Source organism: Nocardia carnea NBRC 14403, from assembly GCF_000308515.1.
Taxonomy (GTDB): domain Bacteria; phylum Actinomycetota; class Actinomycetes; order Mycobacteriales; family Mycobacteriaceae; genus Nocardia; species Nocardia carnea.
The window spans coordinates 160,125-180,659 of record NZ_BAFV01000053.1; the positions used below are offsets into that span (position 1 = coordinate 160,125).

Sequence of the window (20,535 nt, forward strand, 5' to 3'; positions counted from 1 at the left end):
CAATCCCCGATCTTGCGTCATATTCCCAGTGGGGGAATGACTTTCATACGATTACCCGGACCGGCACCCGGCGCCGGAGGGCGAACCGGCCATACGTGGTGATACCAGAACGAGACGACGGGTACCCCGGCCTCGGGCGGTGCGGGAAATATAATTGGAGCACCGACGACTGTCGACGAAAGACGGCTCCATGGTGACGCTATCTGTTCGGCATGTACCGGACGCGGTGTACCGCGCCCTGCGGATACGCGCGGTCGACCACGGCCGCGATCTGGAGGACGAGATCCTGGCAATCCTCGAGGATGCGGTGCTCCCGCCCAGAGCCCGATTGGGCGCCATTCTCGCCGGGAACTGCCCCGATATCGCCCCCGGGGACGACGAGGAAGGCTATCCGGCCGAGCCGGACGATTCTCGCTGAACGGTGCCCGGCCCGCTCAGCCCCCGAGGCCGCGCAGCACGATATCGAGACCGCGCCGGAACTCCTCGGCGGGCGGTAACGTGCGGGCGTCGGCCGCGGTACCGGAGAGATGCGGGTACCGGTCGGGCGACAGCTCGGACAGGGTGACGGTGCCCGGCCCCGACAGTGCCGCGTAGTGCTCGTTCTGCAGGAACCCGAGCAGCTGACCGATCAACGTCCGCTGCGCGACGACCCGATCGATTCCGGTGAGACCGCCCTCGGTAAGGGCGGCGAGCATCGTCTCGATCAGCAGCAGCGATCCGGGCGCGGCCTGACGGTGCCGCAGCACCAGCGGGACCACAGCCGGATGCGCCGCCACCGCGACCCGTAGGCGTTCCATCAGTATCCGGATCCGCTCCGCCCAGTTCAGCGGGGGCAGCGCGAGGTCGACCGTACGGAAGATGTGGTCGACGACCAGGATTTCCAGCGCCTGCCGATCGGCTACGTAGCGGTACAGCCCCATGGTGGCGATTCCCAGGTCCCGGGCGACCGCGCGCATGGTCAGGCCGGGCAGACCGTCCCGGTCGATCACCGACAGCGCGGCGGCGACCAATTGCTCGTCGGTGAGGGAACGCGGCCGGGGCACGGGTTGACAGCGTACTGGATACGGGCATACTCGATTGTAAGCGTACGACGTACTCCTAAGGAGATCAGATGCCGCCGATCGACGGCGTATCCGCCCGCACCCTGACGGGAATCACCGGCGCAGCGATACCCCTGCCCGACCCCGACCAGCTCACCCACCTCCAATTTCGCCGTTTCGCCGGCTGCCCGGTCTGCAACCTGCACCTGCGGTCGGTGGTCACCCGGCTGCCCGAAATCCGGGCCGCCGGTATCCGGGAGGTAGCGGTCTTCCACTCGAGCGCCGCCGAACTCCGCAAATACACCGCCGATCTGCCGCTGGACGTCATCGCCGACCCGGGCCGCCGGCTGTATCGCGAATTCGGCGTCGAGACCGGCGCCCGGGCACTCCTGGACCCACGCGGCTGGGGGACCATCGCCCGCGCGATCGGCACCGAACTGCCCGGGCGGCGCGGTGAACGCCCCGCACCGCCCGCCCGCCCCGAAGGCGGTCGCCTGGGACTCCCCGCAGATTTCCTGATCCACCCCGATGGCAGCGTCCTCGCCGCCAAGTTCGGTGCCTACGCCGACGACCAATGGTCCGTCGGCGAACTGCTCGCCGTGGCCGCCCGCCACAGCGGATCCACCACCCCGATTCCCGTCCCGACATCGGAGGAATGACTCACCATGATGACCCTCGAAATATCGGTCACCGGCCGCGCACTCGACGCCCGCGCCGAACAGGATCTGGCCGACCGGGTGATGACGGCGCTCACCGGCTACGACGAAGCCCCGGACGCAACCATGGCGAAGGCCCGTGAATTCACCCATGTACTGATCCAGCAGCCGCGAACCTGGGTCACCGGCGGTCCGGCCACCGACTCCGCGCCCCGCTACCTGGTTCGGCTGACGGTGCCGGGCTCCTGGAGCGGCGACCCGGATTTCGGCAAGAACATCATCCCGATGATCACCGCGGCGATCGCCGGGACCGAAACCGACCCACAACGCCTGAATCGCGAACCGCACTGTGTCGTACAGATAGTGGGCCTGCGCGAACACTGCGTCGGCACGCTCGGCCGGTCGACGACCAGTACCGAACTGACCCGGCTGATGACCCAGGACTTCCGCGATTCCGGGCAGCTGCCCGCGGCCCCGGAGGGATTCACCATCGACCCGACCTGCGGGATGCAGGTCGAATGGGCGACCGCGCAGATCACCTACACCCTCGACGGAGTCGACTACGCGTTCTGCGCACCCTCGTGCCGCAAGGTCTTCGTCGAGGACCACGTCCGGAGCTGAACGACAGCGCAGGAATCGGGCCGCCCGAAAATCCGTGGCGGCCCGGTGCCCGAAATGTCACGATCGCGGTCATCATGGATACCCCCGCTATTGTTATCGGCGCAGGCCAAGCCGGGATAGCCGCCGCATCGGCCCTTTCGGAGTACGGATTCCGCCCGGTGGTGCTCGAGGCCGGCTCGGATACTGCCGGATCCTGGCCGAACTACTACGACAGTCTGCGATTGTTCACTCCCGCGCAGCTGAACGCGCTCCCCGGCACACCTTTCCCCGGCGATCCGCACCGCTACCCGACGCGTGACGAGGTCGCCGCCTACCTGCGGGAGTGTGCGGCCGCGATACGGGGCGAGGTACACACCGGGCATCGGGTCGCCACTGTGGACCGGATCGGCGCAACATTCCGGGTGCGCACCACCACCGGTGCCGAGTTCACCGCGCCGGTGGTGGTCTCGGCGACCGGCGGCTTCGCCAATCCCTACCGCCCGGAGATTCCGGGGTTGTCCGCCTACACCGGGGAGGTGCTGCACGCCGCCGACTACCGCCGCCCGCAACCCTTCACGGGACGGCGGATCGTCGTTGTCGGCGCCGGGAATTCCGCCGTCCAGATAGCCGTGGAACTCGCCACCGAATCGCCGGTGATCCTGGCACACCGATCCCCCCTGCGTTACGCGACGAACGAACCGATACCGGCCGATTCCCGATTCTGGCGGGCCATATCTCTGGCCTCCCGGCTGCCGATCGGGCGGTCCTTCCACAGCGGCACGATCCCCATCGTGGACACCGAGGGTTACCGCGGCACCCTCGAACAAGGCAACCCCGAGGCCCGGCCGATGTTCACCCGAGCCGAGGGGCAGGTCCTGCACTGGCCCGACGGCCGCAGCGAGGAGGTGGATTCCGTCGTTCTGGCTACCGGATACCGCCCGGCGCTGACACATCTGGGCGCACTGTGCCCACTCGACGCCGCGGGGTCCCCGCCACACCGGAACGGCATCTCGACCGATCACCCGGGTTTGGCCTTCCTGGGCCTGGAGTATCAGCGCAATATCCTCTCCGGCACCCTGCACGGTGTAGGACGCGACAGCCGCTATCTGGCCCGGTATCTCGCCCGATACAGCTGAGCCGGCGTGCCGGCGCGGCCGCTCGGACGCCGGAACCGAATGCCGCACACCGGCCCGATCCCGGCATCCGGCGCACCGGGCGAAACGGAAACCCGCACCGCAGCGACATCCGGGTAGATATTCTTCTCCACGCGGAATACCGATTGTCCTCTACTGGATCAGGGAGCCCAGATGCCTCGCGCACGTCAGCTCGTCACCGCAGCACTCGCCCCGGCAACCGCCGTCGCCGCGGCCGCCGCTCTGCTCACGGCCGGTGCCGGCACCGCCGCCGCCCAGCCACCCTCGTCGACCGTCATGACCTGTGGCAGCGCGAATCCGCTGGCGTGGGCGCCATCGTTCACCTGGCATATCCGGGCGAGTTCGGGAGCCAGCCGCCCGCCGGGCGGGGAACTGGAACCGGCACTGCTGCTCAGCGGCGACAACGATCTGCCGAATCCGCCCGCGAGCCTGTTCCCGATTCCCACCACCACGCCGTATGGCACCCAGGTGCAGGTCGACTGGCACAACGAGACCACGGGAGCGTCGGGTACCAGCGTCAGCGATGAGGAGATGCTGAAAGGTAAACCGGGCATTCCGGTGAACCGCACCTGGACCGGCGTCGGCACGGTCGCCTTCACGGTGACCGCCCGGACCGGCGGCGGCTGGTGGTGGCTCAACACCCAGAACGCGGTCTGCCGCGGCACCATCTCGGTCCTCCCCGACTGATTCCCGTACGGGTACCGGTCGCGGACACCGTCCCGACCGGTACCCGCGCGGTCTATCGTCCCTGCCGGGTCAGCGCCCGGGCGATCACCCGCACACCCTCGGGGAACGCTCCCGGGTTCGGCCCGGAGTAGTTGAGCCGCAGATAAGCACCCGTCGGTTCGGCGGGAAACCACTCGTCCCCGGGCGCGATGACCACATCGTCGTCCGCACAATCGCGGACGAGCCGGGCCACATCGGTGGGATCGGGTAGTCGGACCCATAGATGCAGCCCACCGCGTGGCACCACATCCAAGCGGGCTTGCGGAAGGTGCTCGCGCAGCGCGGCGATCAACAGATCACGGCGGGTGGCCAGCCGGCGGCCCAGCCCGCGCGTATGGGTACGCCAGCCCGGCTGGGTCACCACATCCAGGGCCACGGCCTGTAGCAGACCACTCACATACATCGATTCCGCCTGCGCGTCCGCCAGGATCCGTTCCCGGGCCGGGCCCCGGGCGACGACAGCGGCGATCCGGACCGACGGCGAAACACTTTTGGTCAGCGACCGCAGATACACCACATGGCCGGCGTCGTCGCGGGTGGCCAGCGGGATCGGGACGGTATCGATACCGAAATCGTGCGCCCAGTCGTCCTCGATCAGGAACGCCCCGTGTGCGCGCACCACATCGAGCACCCCCGCCGCTCGTTCCGGCTGCCATTGCGCGCCGGTCGGATTGGCGAAATGCGGCTGGGCGTAGAACGCGCGAGCTCAGGCCCGAATCGGGGGTGCGTTTCTGGGAGTGGATGAAATCAGGGAACTTCATCGGGTCGCGGACGAAGAAGGTCGGCGTGTTGTTGCCGACGATATCGAAGTTGCCTTCCTGGGTGTAGAACTTCAGCGCGAAACCGCGGACGTCGCGCCAGGTATCGGGTGAGCCCAGCTCGCCCGCGACGGTGGAGAAGCGGGCCAGCATCGGCGTCTTGGTACCCGGCTGGAACAGCTTCGCCTTGGTGTAGCGCGACACGTCCGCGGTGATCTCGAGCTCGCCGAATGCGCCGGAGCCCTTCGCGTGCGGGCTCCGTTCCGGGATCCGCTCGCGGTCGAACCGGGCGAGCTTCTCGACGAGCGCGACATCGTGCAGCAGCAGCGGACCGTTGGGTCCCACGCTGAGCGAGTGGGCGTCGCTTTCCCGCGGTGCGCCGGATTCGGTGGTCGACGGTTTCGAGGAGGTGTGGTCGGTGGCGGGGTCGGTGGTCATGCAATGCCCTCCTGGGTGAACTGTTCGATGGTGTCCATGAAACTGCCGCTCCGGGCGGGGCCACGACATCTCGTCGGTGGCACGCCTCCACGGTACCCATAATCTGGAATCATTCAAGTTATTGAGTCGACACAGAGAGCTGAGCCACCCAATCTACCGGGCAACTACCACCGCAACCCCTTGCCGACACACCCTGAACTGGCACGTCACGGCGTGAGATCAGGTATCCGTGGACGATCGAGGCCCGTGCCCTTCGCTGCGCTGACCACGGCGAGACACACAGAGGCGAGCGCTGAGCCCGATTCCATATACCCCGGGCAACCACAGGCGAAAGGCGGCGACGCGGACTACCACCCGGCCCGCCGAATCGGCCCAGCCGTCGGAAGTACCGGAGGTGTGGGCGCCTTCCTCGGCAGCGACTATGGCCGGGCCGCCGATCCCGGGTTTGCGGCGCCCCTTACCGATGGAACGCCCACCGGCGACACAGTCGCGGGTGCGGGTGTCCACCGCAGCGTGCGAGGACGGTGCGCGCAGAGCGAGCGGCATCGCTGCGACGATCGCCGCCGAGGCGAGGCCGGAGCTACGCAGCACCTCCCGCGGTGAGTCCGATTCCGGCGGCGAGGTCGGTGAGTACCGCGTCGAACAGGACGTCGGGGTCACTCACCGGCATCGGGTAATTCCCGAACACCTCGAGCGTCACGTGACCGTACAGACGGACCCAGACGATCATCATCAGATACGCGACCCCGAGGTCGAATTTTTCGGCGGGGAACTTCTGGTCCGACCCCGCCAGCAGCGCCAGCAGTTCGGTCTGGAACGCGATCAGATCGTTCCGCAGCGCTTCCGGAATCGATTCGACCGGCGGCGGCGCCAGATCGTAGGCGCCCAGGACTTTGCCGGCGGCTTCGAGGAAGACCAGGCCGAACGATTCGTCGAATCGACGCACCGTGCCCGGGTTGCCGTCGGACGGGGAAGCGAATACCAGCGTGAACTCGTGGCGGTGGGCCAAGGCCCAGCGCCGGAACGCACGGCAGATCGCGAACAGCCGGACGACCCCGTCGTCGGGTAGTTCGGCTACCTGGGCGGCGAGGTCGTCGGCGAGACGTTTGCAGATATCGCGGCGCAGGGCAGCGAGGAGCTCTTCCCGGGACGGGTAGTAGCGGTAGAGGGCGGGGGCGGTGATACCGAGTTCACGCGCGATGGCGCGGAGGGTCAATGCCTCCGCGCCGTGCGAGACCAGCAACTCCGCGGCCACGCGCCGGATGTCCGCGTCGCTGACCGCGGGCATCCGGCCCCGCCGCGCGGGTGGTGTCATTCGTAGGCGACCTGCCAATTCTTGATGCCGTTCAACCAACCCGACCGTAGCCGAACGGGTTCGGAGACCTGACGCAGGTTCGGCATCACATCGGCGATGGCGTTGAAGATGAGGTCGAGCTGCAGGCGGGCGAGGTTCGCGCCGACACAGTAGTGGGTGCCCGTGCCGCCGAAGCCGACGTGCGGGTTCGGGTTACGGGTGACGTCGAATTCGAACGGTTTGGTGAAGTGGTCCTCGTCGAAGTTGGCCGAGGAGTAGAACAGGCCCACACGCTGACCCTTGGTGATGGCCTGGCCGCCGATTTCGGTGTCCTGCAGGGCGGTCCGCTGGAAGGCGATGACCGGGGTGGCCCAGCGGACGATCTCGTCGGGGGCGGTGCGCGGGCGCTCGGCGCGGTACAGCTCCCACTGTTCGGGGTTGTCGACGAAGGCCTTCATGCCGTGGGTGGTGGCATTGCGGGTGGTCTCGTTACCGGCAACGGCCAGCAGGATGACGAACCAGGCGAACTCTTCGGAGCTCAGTGCCTCGCCGTCGATATCGGCGCTGAGCAGCTGGGTGATGATGTCGTCGGCCGGGCAGCCGCGACGCTCCTCGGCGAGGTTCCAGGCGTAGCCCATGACCTGCGCGTTGGCCATCTTGTAGCTGTCGGCGTACTGCGGATCGTCGTAGCCCATCATCTGGTTGGACCACTCGAACAGCTTACCGCGATCGTCCTGCGGCACACCGAGGAGTTCGGCGATGGCCTGCAGCGGCAGTTCGCACGCGACCTGCTCGACGAAATCGCCGCCGCCGGTTTTCTTGGCCTCGTGCACGATGCGCTCGGCGCGTTCGGTGAGCGCCTCACGCAGGCTCTGCACGGCGCGCGGGGTGAACCCGCGGGCGATGATGCGGCGCAGTTTGTCGTGTTCCGGCGGATCGGTGTTGACCAGCATGGCGCGCTGGATATCGATCTCGTCGCGGGTGATCTCGCCGTTGAAGCGGATCACCGCGGTATTGGCGTTGGTGGAGTAGACCTCGGAGTTCTTGGAGATCTCCTTGATGTGGTCCAGCTTGCTGACCACCCAGTATCCGCCGTCGTCGAAACCGCTGACGCCGTTGGGCTGGTCGACCCACCAGACGGGCGCGGCGCGGCGCAGTTCGGCCCATTCCTCGATCGGCAGCCGAGCGGCGAGCAGGTCGGGATCGGTGAAATCGAAGTCGTGGGACAGGGACGGTGCGGTCACTATGCCTCCTTGCAGAACACTGTCCTCTGAAGTGAACCACACCACACCCCCATTTGTGAACACCCTTTAGTAAATAGTGTTCACTCAACTTTCGGCAGCACCGAACCGCACGACCACCGCCGAACCGTTGGGCCCCTCAGGACGCTCGACCAGCTGCTGGGCACGGTCCACCGCCCAGGCATAGCGCGGATCCGGACTCAGGGCGTTTTCGCGTAGACATGCCTCGGTGAACTTGATGACATGCTCGTCCCCGTGGTCGACGGCGCGGGCGATCAGCTCGTCCCACGGCGGGGTATCGGCCTGCTGCGCATGTACCGGCGCCTCGGCCTCACCGGATCGGTCGGTGGTCGCGGCCATCAGCAGCGTCACCTGCGCCTGCCATACCGCGGCGAGTGTGGGTTCGTACAGCTCTTCGGGCAGATTCGGCAACACCAGCCGGGCCGCGGCGGGGGCGGTTACGCCGTGGATGAGCGGAATCGGGAACTGCACCACCGCATGTGCGCCACAGACGCCGGCGAAATGCGCGGTCATCCGGGACAGCAGCCGGTCGGCGCGCTCGGGAGCCAGTGCGGTCAGCGATTCTTCATAACCAGGCATGGTGCGCGGTGTGCGCAAACGCGCCATCCCCTGCTGCGGGCTCTCCGGCTCCGGCAACCTGGGCACCGCGGCGATCGCGGCAGCGAGGCCGGATTCTCCCCTGAGACGTCCCGGGCCGGGCGCGTCGATGAACCGGGCGGCCCAGTAGCCGAGCGCTCGGGCGAGTTCGTTCAACTGCAGCGGAGTCGGCTGATCGGTAGACGACAGGCCGCGAACAGCGTGCGCCGTCCGGATCAGCCCATGCGTGAGCCCGGTCATCGGCCCGGGTAGCAAACGCGGCCACCAGCGCACCAGCACCTCCTGCCAGCCCTCGTCCGATATCTGCCGCAGGAACAGCTCCTCGAAATCGCCGGCCCGGCCGATATCACCGAGCGCGGCGCGCCAATCGGATTCCTCGTCGCCGAGCCGCTCGTAGGGCACGGGCGGTTCGTGATGCGGCGCGACGGCCCGATACACCGCGACCCAGTCCGGGATCGCGGCGGTGTGGCCGAGCACCGCGAGCGCTTCGGCGGCCATCGGACCGTGATTGGCCAGATCGCCGCCGCCCAGGTTGCGCTCGTATCCGAGATCGTCCAACCGTTCGAGCGCGTCGTTGACCGCATCGCTGTATGCCGACATGACAGCCTCACTCACTTTGTATATCCGAACTGTTTGTAAATACGAACATATAAGATGACTCCATGCCGGACAAGACCCACACTCCGAGGCAGCCGACCGCACAGGAGATCACCGAGCTGATCGGATTCCTGCCGCTGGTCGCAAACTTCTTCGACAAGGCACGTACGGATATGCCGGCCGAATACCTCGAATCCTTCACCGCACACCGGCTCACCCCGCGCCACGGCGCGGTCTGCGTACAGCTGGTCGCCGAGGAAGCGATCAGCGTCGGCGAACTGGCCGGGCGGATGGGGCTGGCACTGTCCACGGTCAGCGAATTGGTGGGCGATCTCGACCGCGCCGAATGGGTGCAACGCCGGCCCGATCCGGCCAACCGGCGGCGCACCCTGGTATCCCTGCTGCCGCCCCGGCGCGCACATGTCGAAGAGTTCGTCGCCCGGCGCGCGGAGCCGCTCCTGGCAGCCATGTCCACCCTCACCCCCGAACAGCGGGCGGGGTTCCAGGCCGGGCTACAGGCCTGGGCGCACGAGATCCGGAACTGGCGAACCGATCCCATACCGTCGTCGCGCTAGCAACTCGACCGCAATTTCAACAGCTCCGGGCTCGAAGAGCAGCGAACATCCGGAACGCTCCGAGAGGTATTCAGCACGGTGACGGCGGTCTATTCTGGTATCCGCATGAGCAAGACTCCCACAGCCCAGGAGGACGAAGCGCATGACAACCATGGAAATGCCGCACGTCAGCGAATGCACAGTGAACGACTGTTCCTACAACAACCACGACGGCTGCCACGCCTACGCCATCAACGTCTCCGGCCAGAACGGCAGCGCCGATTGCGCGACGTTCATTCCGTTGGCCATCAAGGGCGGGTTGGACACGGTCACCAGCATGGTCGGAGCCTGCCAGCGCGCCGACTGCGCACACAACACCGACCTGGAATGCACCGCTGGGGAGATCCGGGTCGGTCCGGGCCGCGGCGATCACGCCGCCCGCTGCATGACCTACACCCCCAGCTGAACTATCCACGGCACGGTGCGGGAGGTTGCCTGTCCCGCACCGTGCTGCGCGCGGACTGTTCCGCCACCGCGCCGCTTACCTACGGACCGACACATCGGCGACAACGGCCGTAGCGAAGCCGCCGGGCCGTACCGGTCTCCCGTGCCACCCGCCCGGTCCTCCTGCATCGACCCAGCCGGACCATCGCGGCCCGCAGTGGCAACATCAGAGGCCTTGCGGACCTTCCGAACGCAGATCGTCGACCTTTCGCATCGCCGTACGCAACTCCTCGAGCCAGGACTCGGTGTGCTCGCCCACCAGTCGCACCGCCCACGCCAATGCGTCGGCTCGGGACCGCGCGACTCCGGCGTCGACCAGCGTGTCCAGTACTTTGCGCTCCGGTTGCCGCAGCCGGGTCATCACCGGAACCGCCAAATGGGTGAACAGAGTCCGCTGCCCATCGATCGAGACACCCCACGCGACACTGCGCCGGTAACGGTGCTGCGCCTCGTCCGCGATCTGCATCCGCGCCGGCCGGGTGGACTCGCGGAACCGGGCCACCGCACCCTCCTTGGTCGCCTCCGGAATCGGACGGCCGGATTCCTCGCCCGCCGCCTCGTCCGGTTGCGGTAGCGGTAGTTCGCCGATCACCACGATCTCGTCGCGGTCGATCTCGATCACCGGCGGTCCGGTGAACCATTCGGCGGGCAATCGGCCCGCGAACCAGTCCTCGATATCGCCGGTTTCGGGCAGATCCGCCTGCTGCCATCCGCCCGGCCGGCCGAATCCACGCCCTCGGTGTCCATGCCTCATGGGATCACCTTCTCCCTAGAACGATTACTTGATTACAAGATTACGCCGTAATTGATGCGGCCGGTTCCGCTGAGCGCGAACGTTGATCACGGGAGAACCGAGGGGTATATCCGCTCCGCGCATTGCGGAAGATTCCGTCTTCCGCGTGTCTGCTCCGGATGGCCCGAACAGCTCCGTATTCTGCGGCTGACCAGGCAGTACCCGCCTCACGAAGCGAGGACTCATGGCATCCGGACCGGGCCGCGGAACCACCGGCGCGACGCACCGCAGAAGGATCGGCGCCCACCTCCGAGCGCCGGGGCACACGAGGTGAGGGGCACGTCCTGACCGGGCCGTCGGTCCCGGCACCGATGCTCGCCGTGGCGGGCCCGGCGCCGGACGCCCCGGAGTGGGCGGTGGAAATGAAATGGGACGGTGTGCGCGCGATCGTGATCTGCCGCGACGGGACCTGCCGGCTCTACAGCCGCAACCGCCGCGAGATCACCGACTCGTATCCGGAACTGGTAGCCGCCCTGACTGCCGGCGCCGGTACTCGCGAGCTGGTCCTCGACGGTGAGATCATCGCGCAGACACCGGCCGGCGCACCGTCGTTCGCGCTACTACAGCGCCGCATGCACGTCGCCCGGCCGGGCGGGGCGCTCGTGCGGGCCGTGCCGGTTCAGCTGTTCCTCTTCGATGTGCTGGTCGACGACGGCGAAACCGTCACCGGAGAGCCGTATCTGCGGCGTCGCGAGCGGCTCGAGCAGCTGGGATTCACGACCGCACCGGTCCAGACCCCGCCGTACTGGGTGAATGTCGACGCGGAGCAGATGATGGCCGCCGCCCGGGACAACCACCTCGAGGGCATCGTGTCCAAACGGACCGACTCCGGGTACCGGCCCGGCCGGCGCTCCCCGGATTGGATCAAGACCCCGTTCCGCCGGACCACCGAGGCCGTGGTCGCCGGCTGGACCTCCGGCAGCGGGTCGGTATCCGGATCCTTCGGATCGCTGATCCTCGGCGCCCACGATCAGGCAGGCAACCTGGTCCACATCGGTAATGTCGGCACCGGTTTCACCTTCGCCGACCGGCGTTCACTACGCGCCCGGCTCGATGAACTGAGCCGCACCGAACCCCTGTTTCCACTGACGTCGGCACGCGGCCGGCCCGGCGCCCCGCACTGGGTGGAGCCGGTACTCGTCGGCGATGTCGAATACCGCGAATACACCGGCGAAGGACTGCGTCACCCCAGCTGGCGCGGTCTACGCACCGACAAATCGACCGATGAGGTAGTCGTGCCCGAGTGAACGCGGCCGGTACCGATGAACGCAGATATTCGCGAACCTATTTCGTGAGAGCCGGATCGCCCCAGACACCGTTTCCGAGCTGGGTGCAACTCGACGAAGCACCGTCGAGAAGAGTGAAGGTGATCGTCAGATTCTCCACACCGGCCACCGGGATTTCCACCTTCGGCGGTACGCCCACACCGACATTTCCGGAGGTGAAAACAGATTTCCCGTCGGCGACCACCGAGAACTGCAGGGCCGATTCCGTATTACCGCCGTCGGCCACGCCGATCACCGAGGAAAAGCGCGACCATTCCCCGTTGAGGTCGTAGCTGTGGCTCACCTCGGTGCTGCAGCCACTGAACTGCTGGTAGATCGCATGCGGATAAGCAACACCGTTGACGGTGATCGCCCCGGTGTAGGCGGTGGTACCGACCGGGTCGAGTTCGGCGAGGAACTGCTGAGCGGCGCCGGTGGTCGTGGCGGGCGGCGCGGGCGCCGGCACAGACGCCGAACTTTCCGTGGTGGTGGCGGGAAGAGCGGAATCGGAATCGGCTTCTCCCGACCCCGGACCGACAATGAGGGTCACGACCAAACCCACGATCGCCAGCGTCACACCGAGCCCTGAGACAAGCATCACTCGTTGGACGGGATCACCGGCACGGGCGCCCGGCGCCGTACGCGCCGGCGAGGGGGGACTCTGTGTTTGCCCGCGGGTGGGATCGGTGGGATTGGACACGCGCACACTCTTCTTCGATCAACTCGCCGGAACCCGGATGGGCGCCGCAGCAGAGATATACCACGCTCGCCAGGCGTAGGGAATCGGAGCGCTCGGGTCGGTGGTGATGACGCAGTCAGCGTAATCCCGCCGACCTGGCTCGGTATGCCATAAACGCGAAAGTTTCAGCGCACTTTGATAATTCACACTCATAGGACCAGACCATTTCGGGCAGTCGGGCAGCGATCCGGTGAAGCCGGCCGACTGTGCGCCGCTTCACGAATACCGGAAACCGCTCGCCTGTGCTGTAGGGTCGCTGCTGTACCTGCGCCGATGAATTATGCATGTACAGCCGTCGCGGGATACCTGCTTTTCGCGTCGGACCCGCGACACCGCCACCTCGTGTAGGCACGGACATCGGTCCGATCGGATGTCGCGGTATCACCTCCGATGCCGAAAGGCGCACTATATTCATGCCTGTCCACACTGCTGTCACGCAGACTTTCGCCGATCTCGGCGTATCCACCGGAATCGTCGACGAACTCGCGGCCGCCGGTATCACCACAGCCTTCCCCATCCAGGCCGCCACCCTGCCCGACAGCCTCACCGGACGCGATGTCCTGGGCCGCGGCAAAACCGGTAGCGGTAAAACCCTGGCCTTCGCGATCCCGATGGTCGACCGGCTCGCCGGCACCAAGCGGGTCCCGGGCCGGCCGGCCGGGCTGATCCTGGCCCCCACCCGGGAGCTCGCCACCCAGATCGCCGCCACCATCACCCCGTTGGCGCAGCTCCGCGGGCTGCGGGTAACCACCGTTTTCGGTGGTGTCCCGGTGAATCGCCAGATCAAGGCCTTCAAACAAGGTGTCGATATCGTCGTCGCCTGCCCGGGCCGGCTCGAAGATCTGATGAAACAGCGGGCGGTCGCGCTGGACGCCGTGCAGATCACCGTGCTGGACGAGGCCGACCATATGGCCGATCTCGGCTTCCTGCCCGGCGTCACGCGCATCCTCGCGGCCACCCCCGCCGGTGGTCAGCGCCTGCTGTTCTCGGCCACCCTGGACAACGGGGTCGGGAAACTGGTCGACCGGTTCATGCGCGCACCCGTCACCCATTCGGTCGACGAAGCCGGTGACCCGCCGCCGAAAATGGAGCACCACGTTTTCGAACTCGAGGGCGCCGCGGCGAAAAAACAGATCATCCGGATGCTGGCCAACGGTAGCGGTCGCCGCATCCTGTTCATGCGCACCAAACACCACGCCCGGCGACTGGCCGGCGAGCTGTCCCGCGCCGGTATCGCCGCCGTCGACCTGCACGGAAACCTTTCGCAGCCCGCCCGCGACCGCAACCTCGCCGCATTCGCCGCCGGGACGGCCCGGGTGATGGTCGCGACCGATATCGCCGCCCGCGGTATCCACGTCGACGAACTCGAACTGGTGGTCCACGTCGACCCGCCCGCCGAGCACAAGGCCTACCTGCACCGGTCCGGCCGCACCGCGCGCGCCGGCACCGAGGGCACCGTGGTCACGCTGGTACTGCCCGAACAGCGCAAGGATGTCGCGGCACTGCTGCGCAAAGCCGGAATCACGGTGAAACCGCGCTCGGTGACAGTCGATTCGCCGATCCTCGCCGAACTCTCGGACGGCGCGGCCGCCGCGCTGCAACTCCCCACGGAGGCGCCGCCGGCCGACCGCTCGCGCCCCGAGAACAAACCCGCCCGCAACGGCAGGCGTGGCGCGCGTGGTGCACGCACATCGGCGAACGGTCGCGCGGATACGACCGGCGCGGCTGCCGGCACCGGAGGGCGCACCCGTCCGGACGGAGCGGGTAAACGCTCCGGTCACAGCGACCGCTCCGGTGCGGCCGAACACGCCGGAGCACGCGGTTCCAGCGGTCGGCGCGGAGCGTCCGCGGGACGCGCCGGCAAACGGGTCGCGTCCGGCCATGAGGCTCCCGCAGCACCCGCACGCAAGCAGGCAGCCGGCACGAAGCGGACCGCGCATACCAGCACCACGAACACTTCCGATCCGACGCGGGCCCGTGGCACGCGCCGTCCCCGCCGGGCCACCCGCCCGGCCGGCTGATCCGCCGCTGACCCGAACTCCTCGGGCAGACCGCCACTCCCTCGAGCGACGACAGCACGCTCGAGGGAGTGCGGCGTATCGGGCACCGACCCGATGCGTTCGGAGCACCGATCAGCTTCCGTGCACCGGTGGTACTCGAATGGTGCGGGCCGATGAGGACATCCGGCGTCATTCCCTGCCGCGTGTTACGACGGGTCCGGCTCCGGTGCCAACGGATTCACCACAGGCCGGTCGATTCCAGCCGACCTGGCCGAACTCGATCCGGTGCATCGATGCGCCACGGCCACCGAGCAGCACATCTCGCCGACACCGGTTTCCCTCGATACGGGAACGACCGCCCCGGCAACGACTCGCACCACCGATGAGCGAGACTCCCCCTGACCACGCTCCAGCGGGCCGAACCGATCGACGAAGCCCGGCTTCCCGCCCGGAGTGATCAACATCGTCACTGCCGTTCCCACCCCGCTTGTGGCCGGAGGGCCCACAGCCGGATGCGGTCTGCTGCGAGGGCCCCGGACAACCTCGGGCGCGTCGACGCCCAGCTACAGCTAGGCCCAGGCGGCCGATCAGCTCGTCGGCCGCACCCGCACGACGGCCGGATCGCAGTCCCGCACGACTCCCCGGATCGGCGCCGGCGAGGCTCCAGCCGACTCGCGCCTCGATCCCGGCGCGTTTCGCGGACCGGCGGCCGGGTACCTCGCCGGGCGACGGAACTGCCGTACGGCGCAGGTGGCCGCGCGGCAGCAGGTTCTCCGACGATCGGAGCTGCGATGCCCGCCGAACCGAGTGTGCGTATCCCGATCCCGATCGAGGACGTGTTCGCCGTCCTCGCCGACGGCTGGCTTTATGCGCTGTGGGTTGTCGGCGCCACGCATATCCGGAAGGTCGATACCGGATGGCCGGCGGTCGGCACCCGGATCCACCACAGCGTCGGCGGGTGGCCGCTGGCCCGCAGCGACACCACCACGGTGAGCGCGGTGGATCCGCCGCATCATCTCGAGCTGGAGGCGCGGCTGTGGCCCGCCGGAGCCGCCCATATCTCGCTCGACCTCGTCGCGCTCGGCCCCGGCAGCACCGAGGTCCGGATGGCCGAACGCGTCTCGCAGGGGCCCGGACGGCTACTACCCGGCGCGGTCCAGGATCTGGCGCTGATCCCCCGCAATCGCGAATCGCTCCAGCGTCTCGCAGCCCTGGCCGCCGGCCGCTCCCCCACCGGCCCCGACTGAACGCCTCATGCGCCGCGCTCGGCCCCTTGCGCTCGCCGGCCTCGCGCCCCACCACAGTCGTCTCGCCACGCTCCGCCCACCAGGCCCCGCCTCCGCTCGCCGTACCGCAGGACCCGGTCGGACACTGCACCGGTGAGAACCGCAGAATGTTTTATCCGCCGGTCCCGGCAGTGCCGGCACGTTGCGGGCGCTGGTACTGGTGTGTCGGTCGCCCGGGCCGGAACTTCGGGCTGGGAGGCGGCGAGTGGAGCACTGGGGCGGGCCGGACCGCATCCTGCTCGCCAGCTCTCGGCAGGCTGTGACGGCGTCGTGTGTGCCCACCCGGCACCGCGACTGTTACCCGCCGATGAACCCTCGGCGACCATCACACCGATCCGGCCGCGAACGGTGGTAGACCCCGCCCCGGGTAGGACAGGATGGGGCTATGTGGTGGGCGTATGCGCCGGTACTGGTGGCCTTGATCGCCGGATGCTCGACCGGCGCAACGCCGGCACCGGAGCGGCCGGCCTTCGATCTCCAGGCGCACCGAGGCGGGCTCGGCCTGGTATCGGAGAACACCCTGCCCGCTTTCGCCCACGCCCTGGAACTCGGGGTGAGCACACTCGAACTCGATGTCCAGATCACGGCCGACGGTCACCCGGTCGTCACTCATGACCGAGATCCGGACCCGGCCAAATGTGCGGATACCGCACCGGCGTTCCCCGGTGACCCGGAATATCCCTATGTCCCCGGCCCGGCTCTCATCCGCGATCTCACACTCGACCAGGTACGCACCCTGGACTGTGGCTCCCGGCCGCTGCCCGGATATCCCGAACAGCGACCGGCCCCCGGCGCTGGAATGCCACTGCTGTCGGAGGTTTTCGATCTCGTGCGGGCGTATCGCGCCGAATCGGTGATGCTGAACATCGAGACCAAGGTGGAGGCCGCGGCCCCGCACGAGACCATGCCGGGAGCCGATTTCGCCCGGACCGTAGTGCGCGAGGTCCGGCGCGCCGGGATACAGGACCAGGTCAGTGTGCAGAGCTTCGACTGGGACACCCTGCGTATGGTGCGCGCGCTGGCCCCGGAACTTCCGCTGGTCGCGCTGACGAACGGCGCGCAGTTCCTCCAGGAGGGCGTGCCCGGCGCTTCACCGTGGCTGGGCGGGCTGGATATCGACGATTTCGCGGGTTCACTGCAGGAGAAGTACGTGGCCGCCGCGGCCGAGCTCGGCGTCAGAACCCTCTCTCCTGTCCACGGCGACCCTCAGGACGGCTCGATCGCCGATCCCGGCTACACCCCGTTCACTACCGCGGAACTTGTCGATACCGCACATCGGCGCGGACTCCGGGTGGTGCCGTGGACGATCGACGACCCCGCCACCATGGCCCACCTGCTGGGTCTCGGCGTCGACGGGATCATCACCAACCGCCCCGATGTACTGCGTGAGGTCCTCGAGGACAACGGGTACGCCCCACCGCCACCGCTGCTGCGGCAATGAACGGCTGAACCGGCCCGGACCCGCTGAGCGTATTCATATACTGACTGCATGCTCGATCCCCTCAGCCTTGCCGTCGGCGCAGGCCTTCTCGCGGTCGGCTGGGCCTGCGGCCGGTTCGTGCCACGGCGCCGAACGGGATCGGCCCGGAAACTCCCCGCGCGTTGCGGTTGCGGCCACGATCTGGCGCTGCACGACCGCACCACCGGCACCTGCCACGCCGAGTCCTCCCGCCGCGGCACCCACGGTCTGCGTGAATGGGTGCAATGCAATTGCCGCCGCTATACCGGGCCGACGCCGCTCGAGGACGTGTTCAGCTCTCCGATTCTCCCCCCGGACAACTGAAGCGAACGCGCGGGAACAGATTACGGACCCGCGCACCTGCAGGTAGGCATGTTCACCGAGCAGACCCGCCGAAGCGGGCTGTGATGCGATTTTCCAGCGCCTGCAAAGCGATCGTGGGAGGCAGTGCGATCACGACGATCAGCACGACCGTACCCATGATGTTCTCCATCCGGATGAGGCTGACATTGCGCAGCATCTCGTAGCCGATACCGCTCGACGAGGAGAACATCTCCGCGAGGAGCAAACCGAGGAAGGCGAGACCGAAGGTTGTCCGCATACCGGTCGCGAGGGCGGGCAGAGTCGAGGGCACGATGATCTGTCGGATGAGGCGCGGCCGGCTCATCCGTAGCGACGCCGCCATTTTCAGATGCAGTGGATTCACCGCGGTCGCGCTCTCTACGGCCATGATCAGCATCGGGACGAATGCCGCGTAGAAAGCGAATCCGAACCGGCTCAACTGGCCTATCCCGAGAAAGGACAGGAACAACGGGTACAGCACGATTTTCGGGATGCTGTTGATCGAGTAGATGATCGGCAGAACGGCACGCGACCAGAATGCGCTCATTCCGAGCGCGAGACCCAGAATCGAACCCATCACCACGCTGACGACGAATGCGGCGATCAACAGGCGCAGGGAGTCGAACACATTGGCGCGAAACGATTCGGTGGCCAGATCGGCGACCAACGACCGCATGGAATCGGCGGGCGTGGGAAAGATTCGGCTGTCCAGCACGATCGCGGTGGCCCACCAGGCCAGGACGCCCAGGACGGCGACGAGGACCGGTGGCCCGACCCGTCGTGCCGTGCTGATCCGGGGCACCGCTGCGCCCAGGGATATCGGACGGGTCGGCAGCTGCCGCGACATTACGGATGTCATCGCCGGCGCCTCCAATCGAATCGGTTGAGCACTGCGGAGATCAGGAGGGTCGCCAGGAGTGCGAGTGCGGTGACCACGAGTATGCCCGCGTACATTTCGGCGATATCGAAGCTGTCGTACGCGATCGAAATATAGTGCCCCAGACCGTCTGTGGAGAGAATGAATTCACTGGCCAGCACCGAGATGATTGCGTACGACAGGCCCAGTTTCAGTCCGGTGATGATATTGGGCAGCGCGTAGGGCAGAAGAATCGATCGAAAGTACTGCCATCGAGTCATTCGCAGCACCCGGCCCAGTTTCCCGATGATCGGTGTCGTGGCTTCGAACCCGGTCTGCGCGTTCACGGTGACGATACCGAAGGCGAAGACCGTCGAAAGTACGGCGATCGGCGTGATCCCACTGCCGAACAGCACCACCATGATGGGATAGAGCGCGAAAGTCGGGACCGCGTAGTACACATTCAGGTACGGACGGAATGCACGCTTACACAGATCGAACCGCCACAACAGGTACGCGGCCGCGATACCGAGAACGGAACTGACAGCGAAGCTGATCGCGATGATTCCGAGCGTACGTCCCAGCGAATCGACCAGGAACTCCCGGTCACCGAGCAATCGGATCGTCTCCGCGACCATGTCCGAAACGGGCACGATATCCAGCGGCGAGGCCAGCGACGAGCGTGCGTAGAGTTCGACCAGCACCAGGAGAACGATGATGACCACCGCGGTCCATCCCGGACTCGGCAGCCGCAGCACCCGGGCCGGCGGCGGGCGGAGATAGCCGGGGACGACGGATCGGCTGCTCATCGGGCCACACTCATCGTCTTCTTCGCCTCGTCCCGCAGCGACGACCAGATACGTTCGTGCAACGAGGTCGCGGCCGATGAGGTCAGTACATCCTCCGAACGTGGTCGCGCGAGGTCGATCTCTATTTCGTCGATGAATCGCCCCGGCCGCGCGCTCATGACGAGGACCCGGTCCGACAGCAGGATGGACTCCTGGATGCTGTGCGTGATGAACAGGACACCGCAGGTGAGCTTCTCGACGATTTCGAGTAACTCGTACGACATCACCAGGCGGGTCTGTTCGTCGAGCGCGCCGAAGGGCTCGTCGGCCAGGATCAGGTCCGGTTGCATCGACAGACACCGTGCGATGGCCACCCGTTGCCGCATTCCCCCGGACAACTGCCCCGGGAAGTGATCACCGAAAGCGGCGAGACCGACCGTGGCGAGCAGTTCGTCGGCGCGGGACCGGCGCTCCCGCTTGGCCACACCCTGTACCTCGAGCGCAAACGCCACATTGTCGCGGACCGTACGCCACGGCAGGGTGGCCGATTCCTGGAAGATCACCGCGGTGCGTTCCCGGGGACCGCCCAGCGGCTTCCCGTCCACTGCCACGGTCCCGCCATCGTGGTCCTGCAGCCCCGCGACGATCTCCAGCATCGTGGATTTTCCGCAGCCGCTGGGGCCCACGATGGAAACGAACTCACCTCGCCCTATTTGCAGATCGACCCCGTCGAGTGCGGTGACCGCACCGAAGCGCCGAACGATACCGCGTGCGTCGACGATCGGATCGGATGTCGTAGGAGTATTCATGAACAGACCCTTCGCGGT

22 protein-coding genes and 2 pseudogenes are annotated in these 20,535 nt (G+C 67.2%); 12 read left to right on the forward strand and 12 right to left on the reverse strand.

All coding sequences use genetic code 11. The features are described 5' to 3' along the window. The first annotated feature begins 190 nt into the window (after nt 1-190). Nucleotides 191-418 (forward strand): FitA-like ribbon-helix-helix domain-containing protein, encoded by a 228-nt coding sequence (locus tag ON22_RS19280; RefSeq protein WP_033241152.1) that lies wholly within the window; start codon nt 191-193, stop codon nt 416-418. A 16-nt stretch (nt 419-434) separates the two neighbouring features. Here the strand turns inward: ON22_RS19280 and ON22_RS19285 are convergent, their stop codons facing one another. Beyond that, on the reverse strand, nt 435-1,043 hold the full coding sequence (locus ON22_RS19285) for a TetR/AcrR family transcriptional regulator (protein ID WP_033241151.1): 609 nt from the start codon (nt 1,041-1,043) through the stop codon (nt 435-437). A 68-nt stretch (nt 1,044-1,111) separates the two neighbouring features. On the opposite strand from ON22_RS19285, the gene ON22_RS19290 reads away from it, so the two are divergent. The 4 genes from ON22_RS19290 (at nt 1,112) to ON22_RS19305 (ending at nt 4,137) form a co-directional block, all read left to right on the forward strand. Next, a complete protein-coding gene (locus ON22_RS19290) occupies nt 1,112-1,699 on the forward strand; it encodes a peroxiredoxin-like family protein (protein WP_174375605.1) in 588 nt (195 codons plus the stop codon). 6 nt (nt 1,700-1,705) lie between these two features. Beyond that, entirely contained in the window at nt 1,706-2,317 is a 612-nt protein-coding gene (locus ON22_RS19295; RefSeq protein WP_033241150.1) for a YHS domain-containing protein, read from the forward strand. A 74-nt stretch (nt 2,318-2,391) separates the two neighbouring features. After that, complete coding sequence (locus ON22_RS19300) at nt 2,392-3,432, forward strand: flavin-containing monooxygenase (protein WP_033241149.1); 1,041 nt, start codon at nt 2,392-2,394, stop codon at nt 3,430-3,432. Nucleotides 3,433-3,603: 171 nt separating this feature from the next. Beyond that, entirely contained in the window at nt 3,604-4,137 is a 534-nt protein-coding gene (locus ON22_RS19305; protein ID WP_033241148.1) for a hypothetical protein, read from the forward strand. 52 nt (nt 4,138-4,189) lie between these two features. On the opposite strand, the pseudogene ON22_RS38070 reads toward ON22_RS19305, so the two are convergent. The 6 genes and pseudogenes from ON22_RS38070 to ON22_RS19330 all read right to left on the reverse strand — a co-directional run. Then, nucleotides 4,190-4,882: pseudogene (locus ON22_RS38070) on the reverse strand (aminotransferase class I/II-fold pyridoxal phosphate-dependent enzyme); the annotation flags it as partial. A gap of 1 nt (nt 4,883) precedes the next feature. After that, nucleotides 4,884-5,372: pseudogene (locus tag ON22_RS38075) on the reverse strand (catalase); the annotation flags it as partial. Between the two features lie 219 nt (nt 5,373-5,591). Further along, complete coding sequence (locus tag ON22_RS19315) at nt 5,592-5,918, reverse strand: hypothetical protein (protein ID WP_156052174.1); 327 nt, start codon at nt 5,916-5,918, stop codon at nt 5,592-5,594. A 34-nt stretch (nt 5,919-5,952) separates the two neighbouring features. Further along, the gene (locus tag ON22_RS19320) at nt 5,953-6,687 is read right to left on the reverse strand and encodes a TetR/AcrR family transcriptional regulator (protein WP_033241146.1); all 735 of its coding nucleotides are present in this window, start codon (nt 6,685-6,687) and stop codon (nt 5,953-5,955) included. Continuing rightward, nucleotides 6,684-7,910, reverse strand: coding sequence for a cytochrome P450 (locus ON22_RS19325; protein ID WP_033241145.1), 1,227 nt, complete (start codon nt 7,908-7,910; stop codon nt 6,684-6,686). Before ON22_RS19325 ends, ON22_RS19320 begins: the two co-directional genes overlap by 4 nt. A gap of 84 nt (nt 7,911-7,994) precedes the next feature. Then, nucleotides 7,995-9,140, reverse strand: a complete 1,146-nt coding sequence (locus tag ON22_RS19330) for a questin oxidase family protein (RefSeq protein ID WP_231507893.1) — start codon at nt 9,138-9,140, stop codon at nt 7,995-7,997. 47 nt (nt 9,141-9,187) lie between these two features. On the opposite strand from ON22_RS19330, the gene ON22_RS19335 reads away from it, so the two are divergent. Together ON22_RS19335 and ON22_RS19340 are read left to right on the forward strand one after the other, a co-directional pair. Further along, a complete protein-coding gene (locus ON22_RS19335) occupies nt 9,188-9,697 on the forward strand; it encodes a MarR family winged helix-turn-helix transcriptional regulator (protein WP_033241143.1) in 510 nt (169 codons plus the stop codon). 142 nt (nt 9,698-9,839) lie between these two features. Further along, complete coding sequence (locus ON22_RS19340; protein ID WP_033241142.1) at nt 9,840-10,142, forward strand: DUF1540 domain-containing protein; 303 nt, start codon at nt 9,840-9,842, stop codon at nt 10,140-10,142. 204 nt (nt 10,143-10,346) lie between these two features. Here the strand turns inward: ON22_RS19340 and abmR are convergent, their stop codons facing one another. Next, complete coding sequence (gene abmR / locus ON22_RS19345) at nt 10,347-10,934, reverse strand: ATP-binding transcription factor AbmR (protein ID WP_033241141.1); 588 nt, start codon at nt 10,932-10,934, stop codon at nt 10,347-10,349. Nucleotides 10,935-11,284: 350 nt separating this feature from the next. On the opposite strand from abmR, the gene ligD reads away from it, so the two are divergent. After that, complete coding sequence (gene ligD / locus ON22_RS19350) at nt 11,285-12,220, forward strand: non-homologous end-joining DNA ligase (RefSeq protein ID WP_033241140.1); 936 nt, start codon at nt 11,285-11,287, stop codon at nt 12,218-12,220. Nucleotides 12,221-12,257: 37 nt separating this feature from the next. Here the strand turns inward: ligD and ON22_RS19355 are convergent, their stop codons facing one another. Beyond that, nucleotides 12,258-12,836 carry an NPCBM/NEW2 domain-containing protein gene (locus tag ON22_RS19355; RefSeq protein ID WP_231508096.1) on the reverse strand — a complete coding sequence of 193 codons (579 nt, stop codon included), beginning with the start codon at nt 12,834-12,836 and terminating at the stop codon, nt 12,258-12,260. Nucleotides 12,837-13,390: 554 nt separating this feature from the next. Here ON22_RS19355 and ON22_RS19360 point away from each other — a divergent pair. From ON22_RS19360 to ON22_RS19375, 4 genes are all read left to right on the forward strand, one after another. Further along, nucleotides 13,391-14,998 (forward strand): DEAD/DEAH box helicase, encoded by a 1,608-nt coding sequence (locus tag ON22_RS19360; RefSeq protein WP_033241138.1) that lies wholly within the window; start codon nt 13,391-13,393, stop codon nt 14,996-14,998. Between the two features lie 770 nt (nt 14,999-15,768). Then, complete coding sequence (locus ON22_RS19365) at nt 15,769-16,224, forward strand: SRPBCC family protein (protein ID WP_033241137.1); 456 nt, start codon at nt 15,769-15,771, stop codon at nt 16,222-16,224. Nucleotides 16,225-16,648: 424 nt separating this feature from the next. Next, nucleotides 16,649-17,704, forward strand: a complete 1,056-nt coding sequence (locus ON22_RS19370; protein ID WP_033241136.1) for a glycerophosphodiester phosphodiesterase family protein — start codon at nt 16,649-16,651, stop codon at nt 17,702-17,704. 48 nt (nt 17,705-17,752) lie between these two features. Continuing rightward, on the forward strand, nt 17,753-18,046 hold the full coding sequence (locus ON22_RS19375; RefSeq protein WP_033241135.1) for a hypothetical protein: 294 nt from the start codon (nt 17,753-17,755) through the stop codon (nt 18,044-18,046). Between the two features lie 52 nt (nt 18,047-18,098). Here ON22_RS19375 and ON22_RS19380 read toward each other — a convergent pair whose 3' ends face one another. Genes ON22_RS19380 through ON22_RS19390 form a run of 3 tightly spaced genes read right to left on the reverse strand, consistent with a single transcriptional unit; the run spans nt 18,099 to nt 20,517 of the window. Further along, a complete protein-coding gene (locus ON22_RS19380) occupies nt 18,099-18,923 on the reverse strand; it encodes an ABC transporter permease (protein WP_231507892.1) in 825 nt (274 codons plus the stop codon). Beyond that, nucleotides 18,920-19,729 carry an ABC transporter permease gene (locus tag ON22_RS19385; RefSeq protein WP_033241133.1) on the reverse strand — a complete coding sequence of 270 codons (810 nt, stop codon included), beginning with the start codon at nt 19,727-19,729 and terminating at the stop codon, nt 18,920-18,922. Before ON22_RS19385 ends, ON22_RS19380 begins: the two co-directional genes overlap by 4 nt. Continuing rightward, the gene (locus tag ON22_RS19390; protein WP_033241132.1) at nt 19,726-20,517 is read right to left on the reverse strand and encodes an ABC transporter ATP-binding protein; all 792 of its coding nucleotides are present in this window, start codon (nt 20,515-20,517) and stop codon (nt 19,726-19,728) included. Before ON22_RS19390 ends, ON22_RS19385 begins: the two co-directional genes overlap by 4 nt. Nucleotides 20,518-20,535 lie beyond the last annotated feature (18 nt).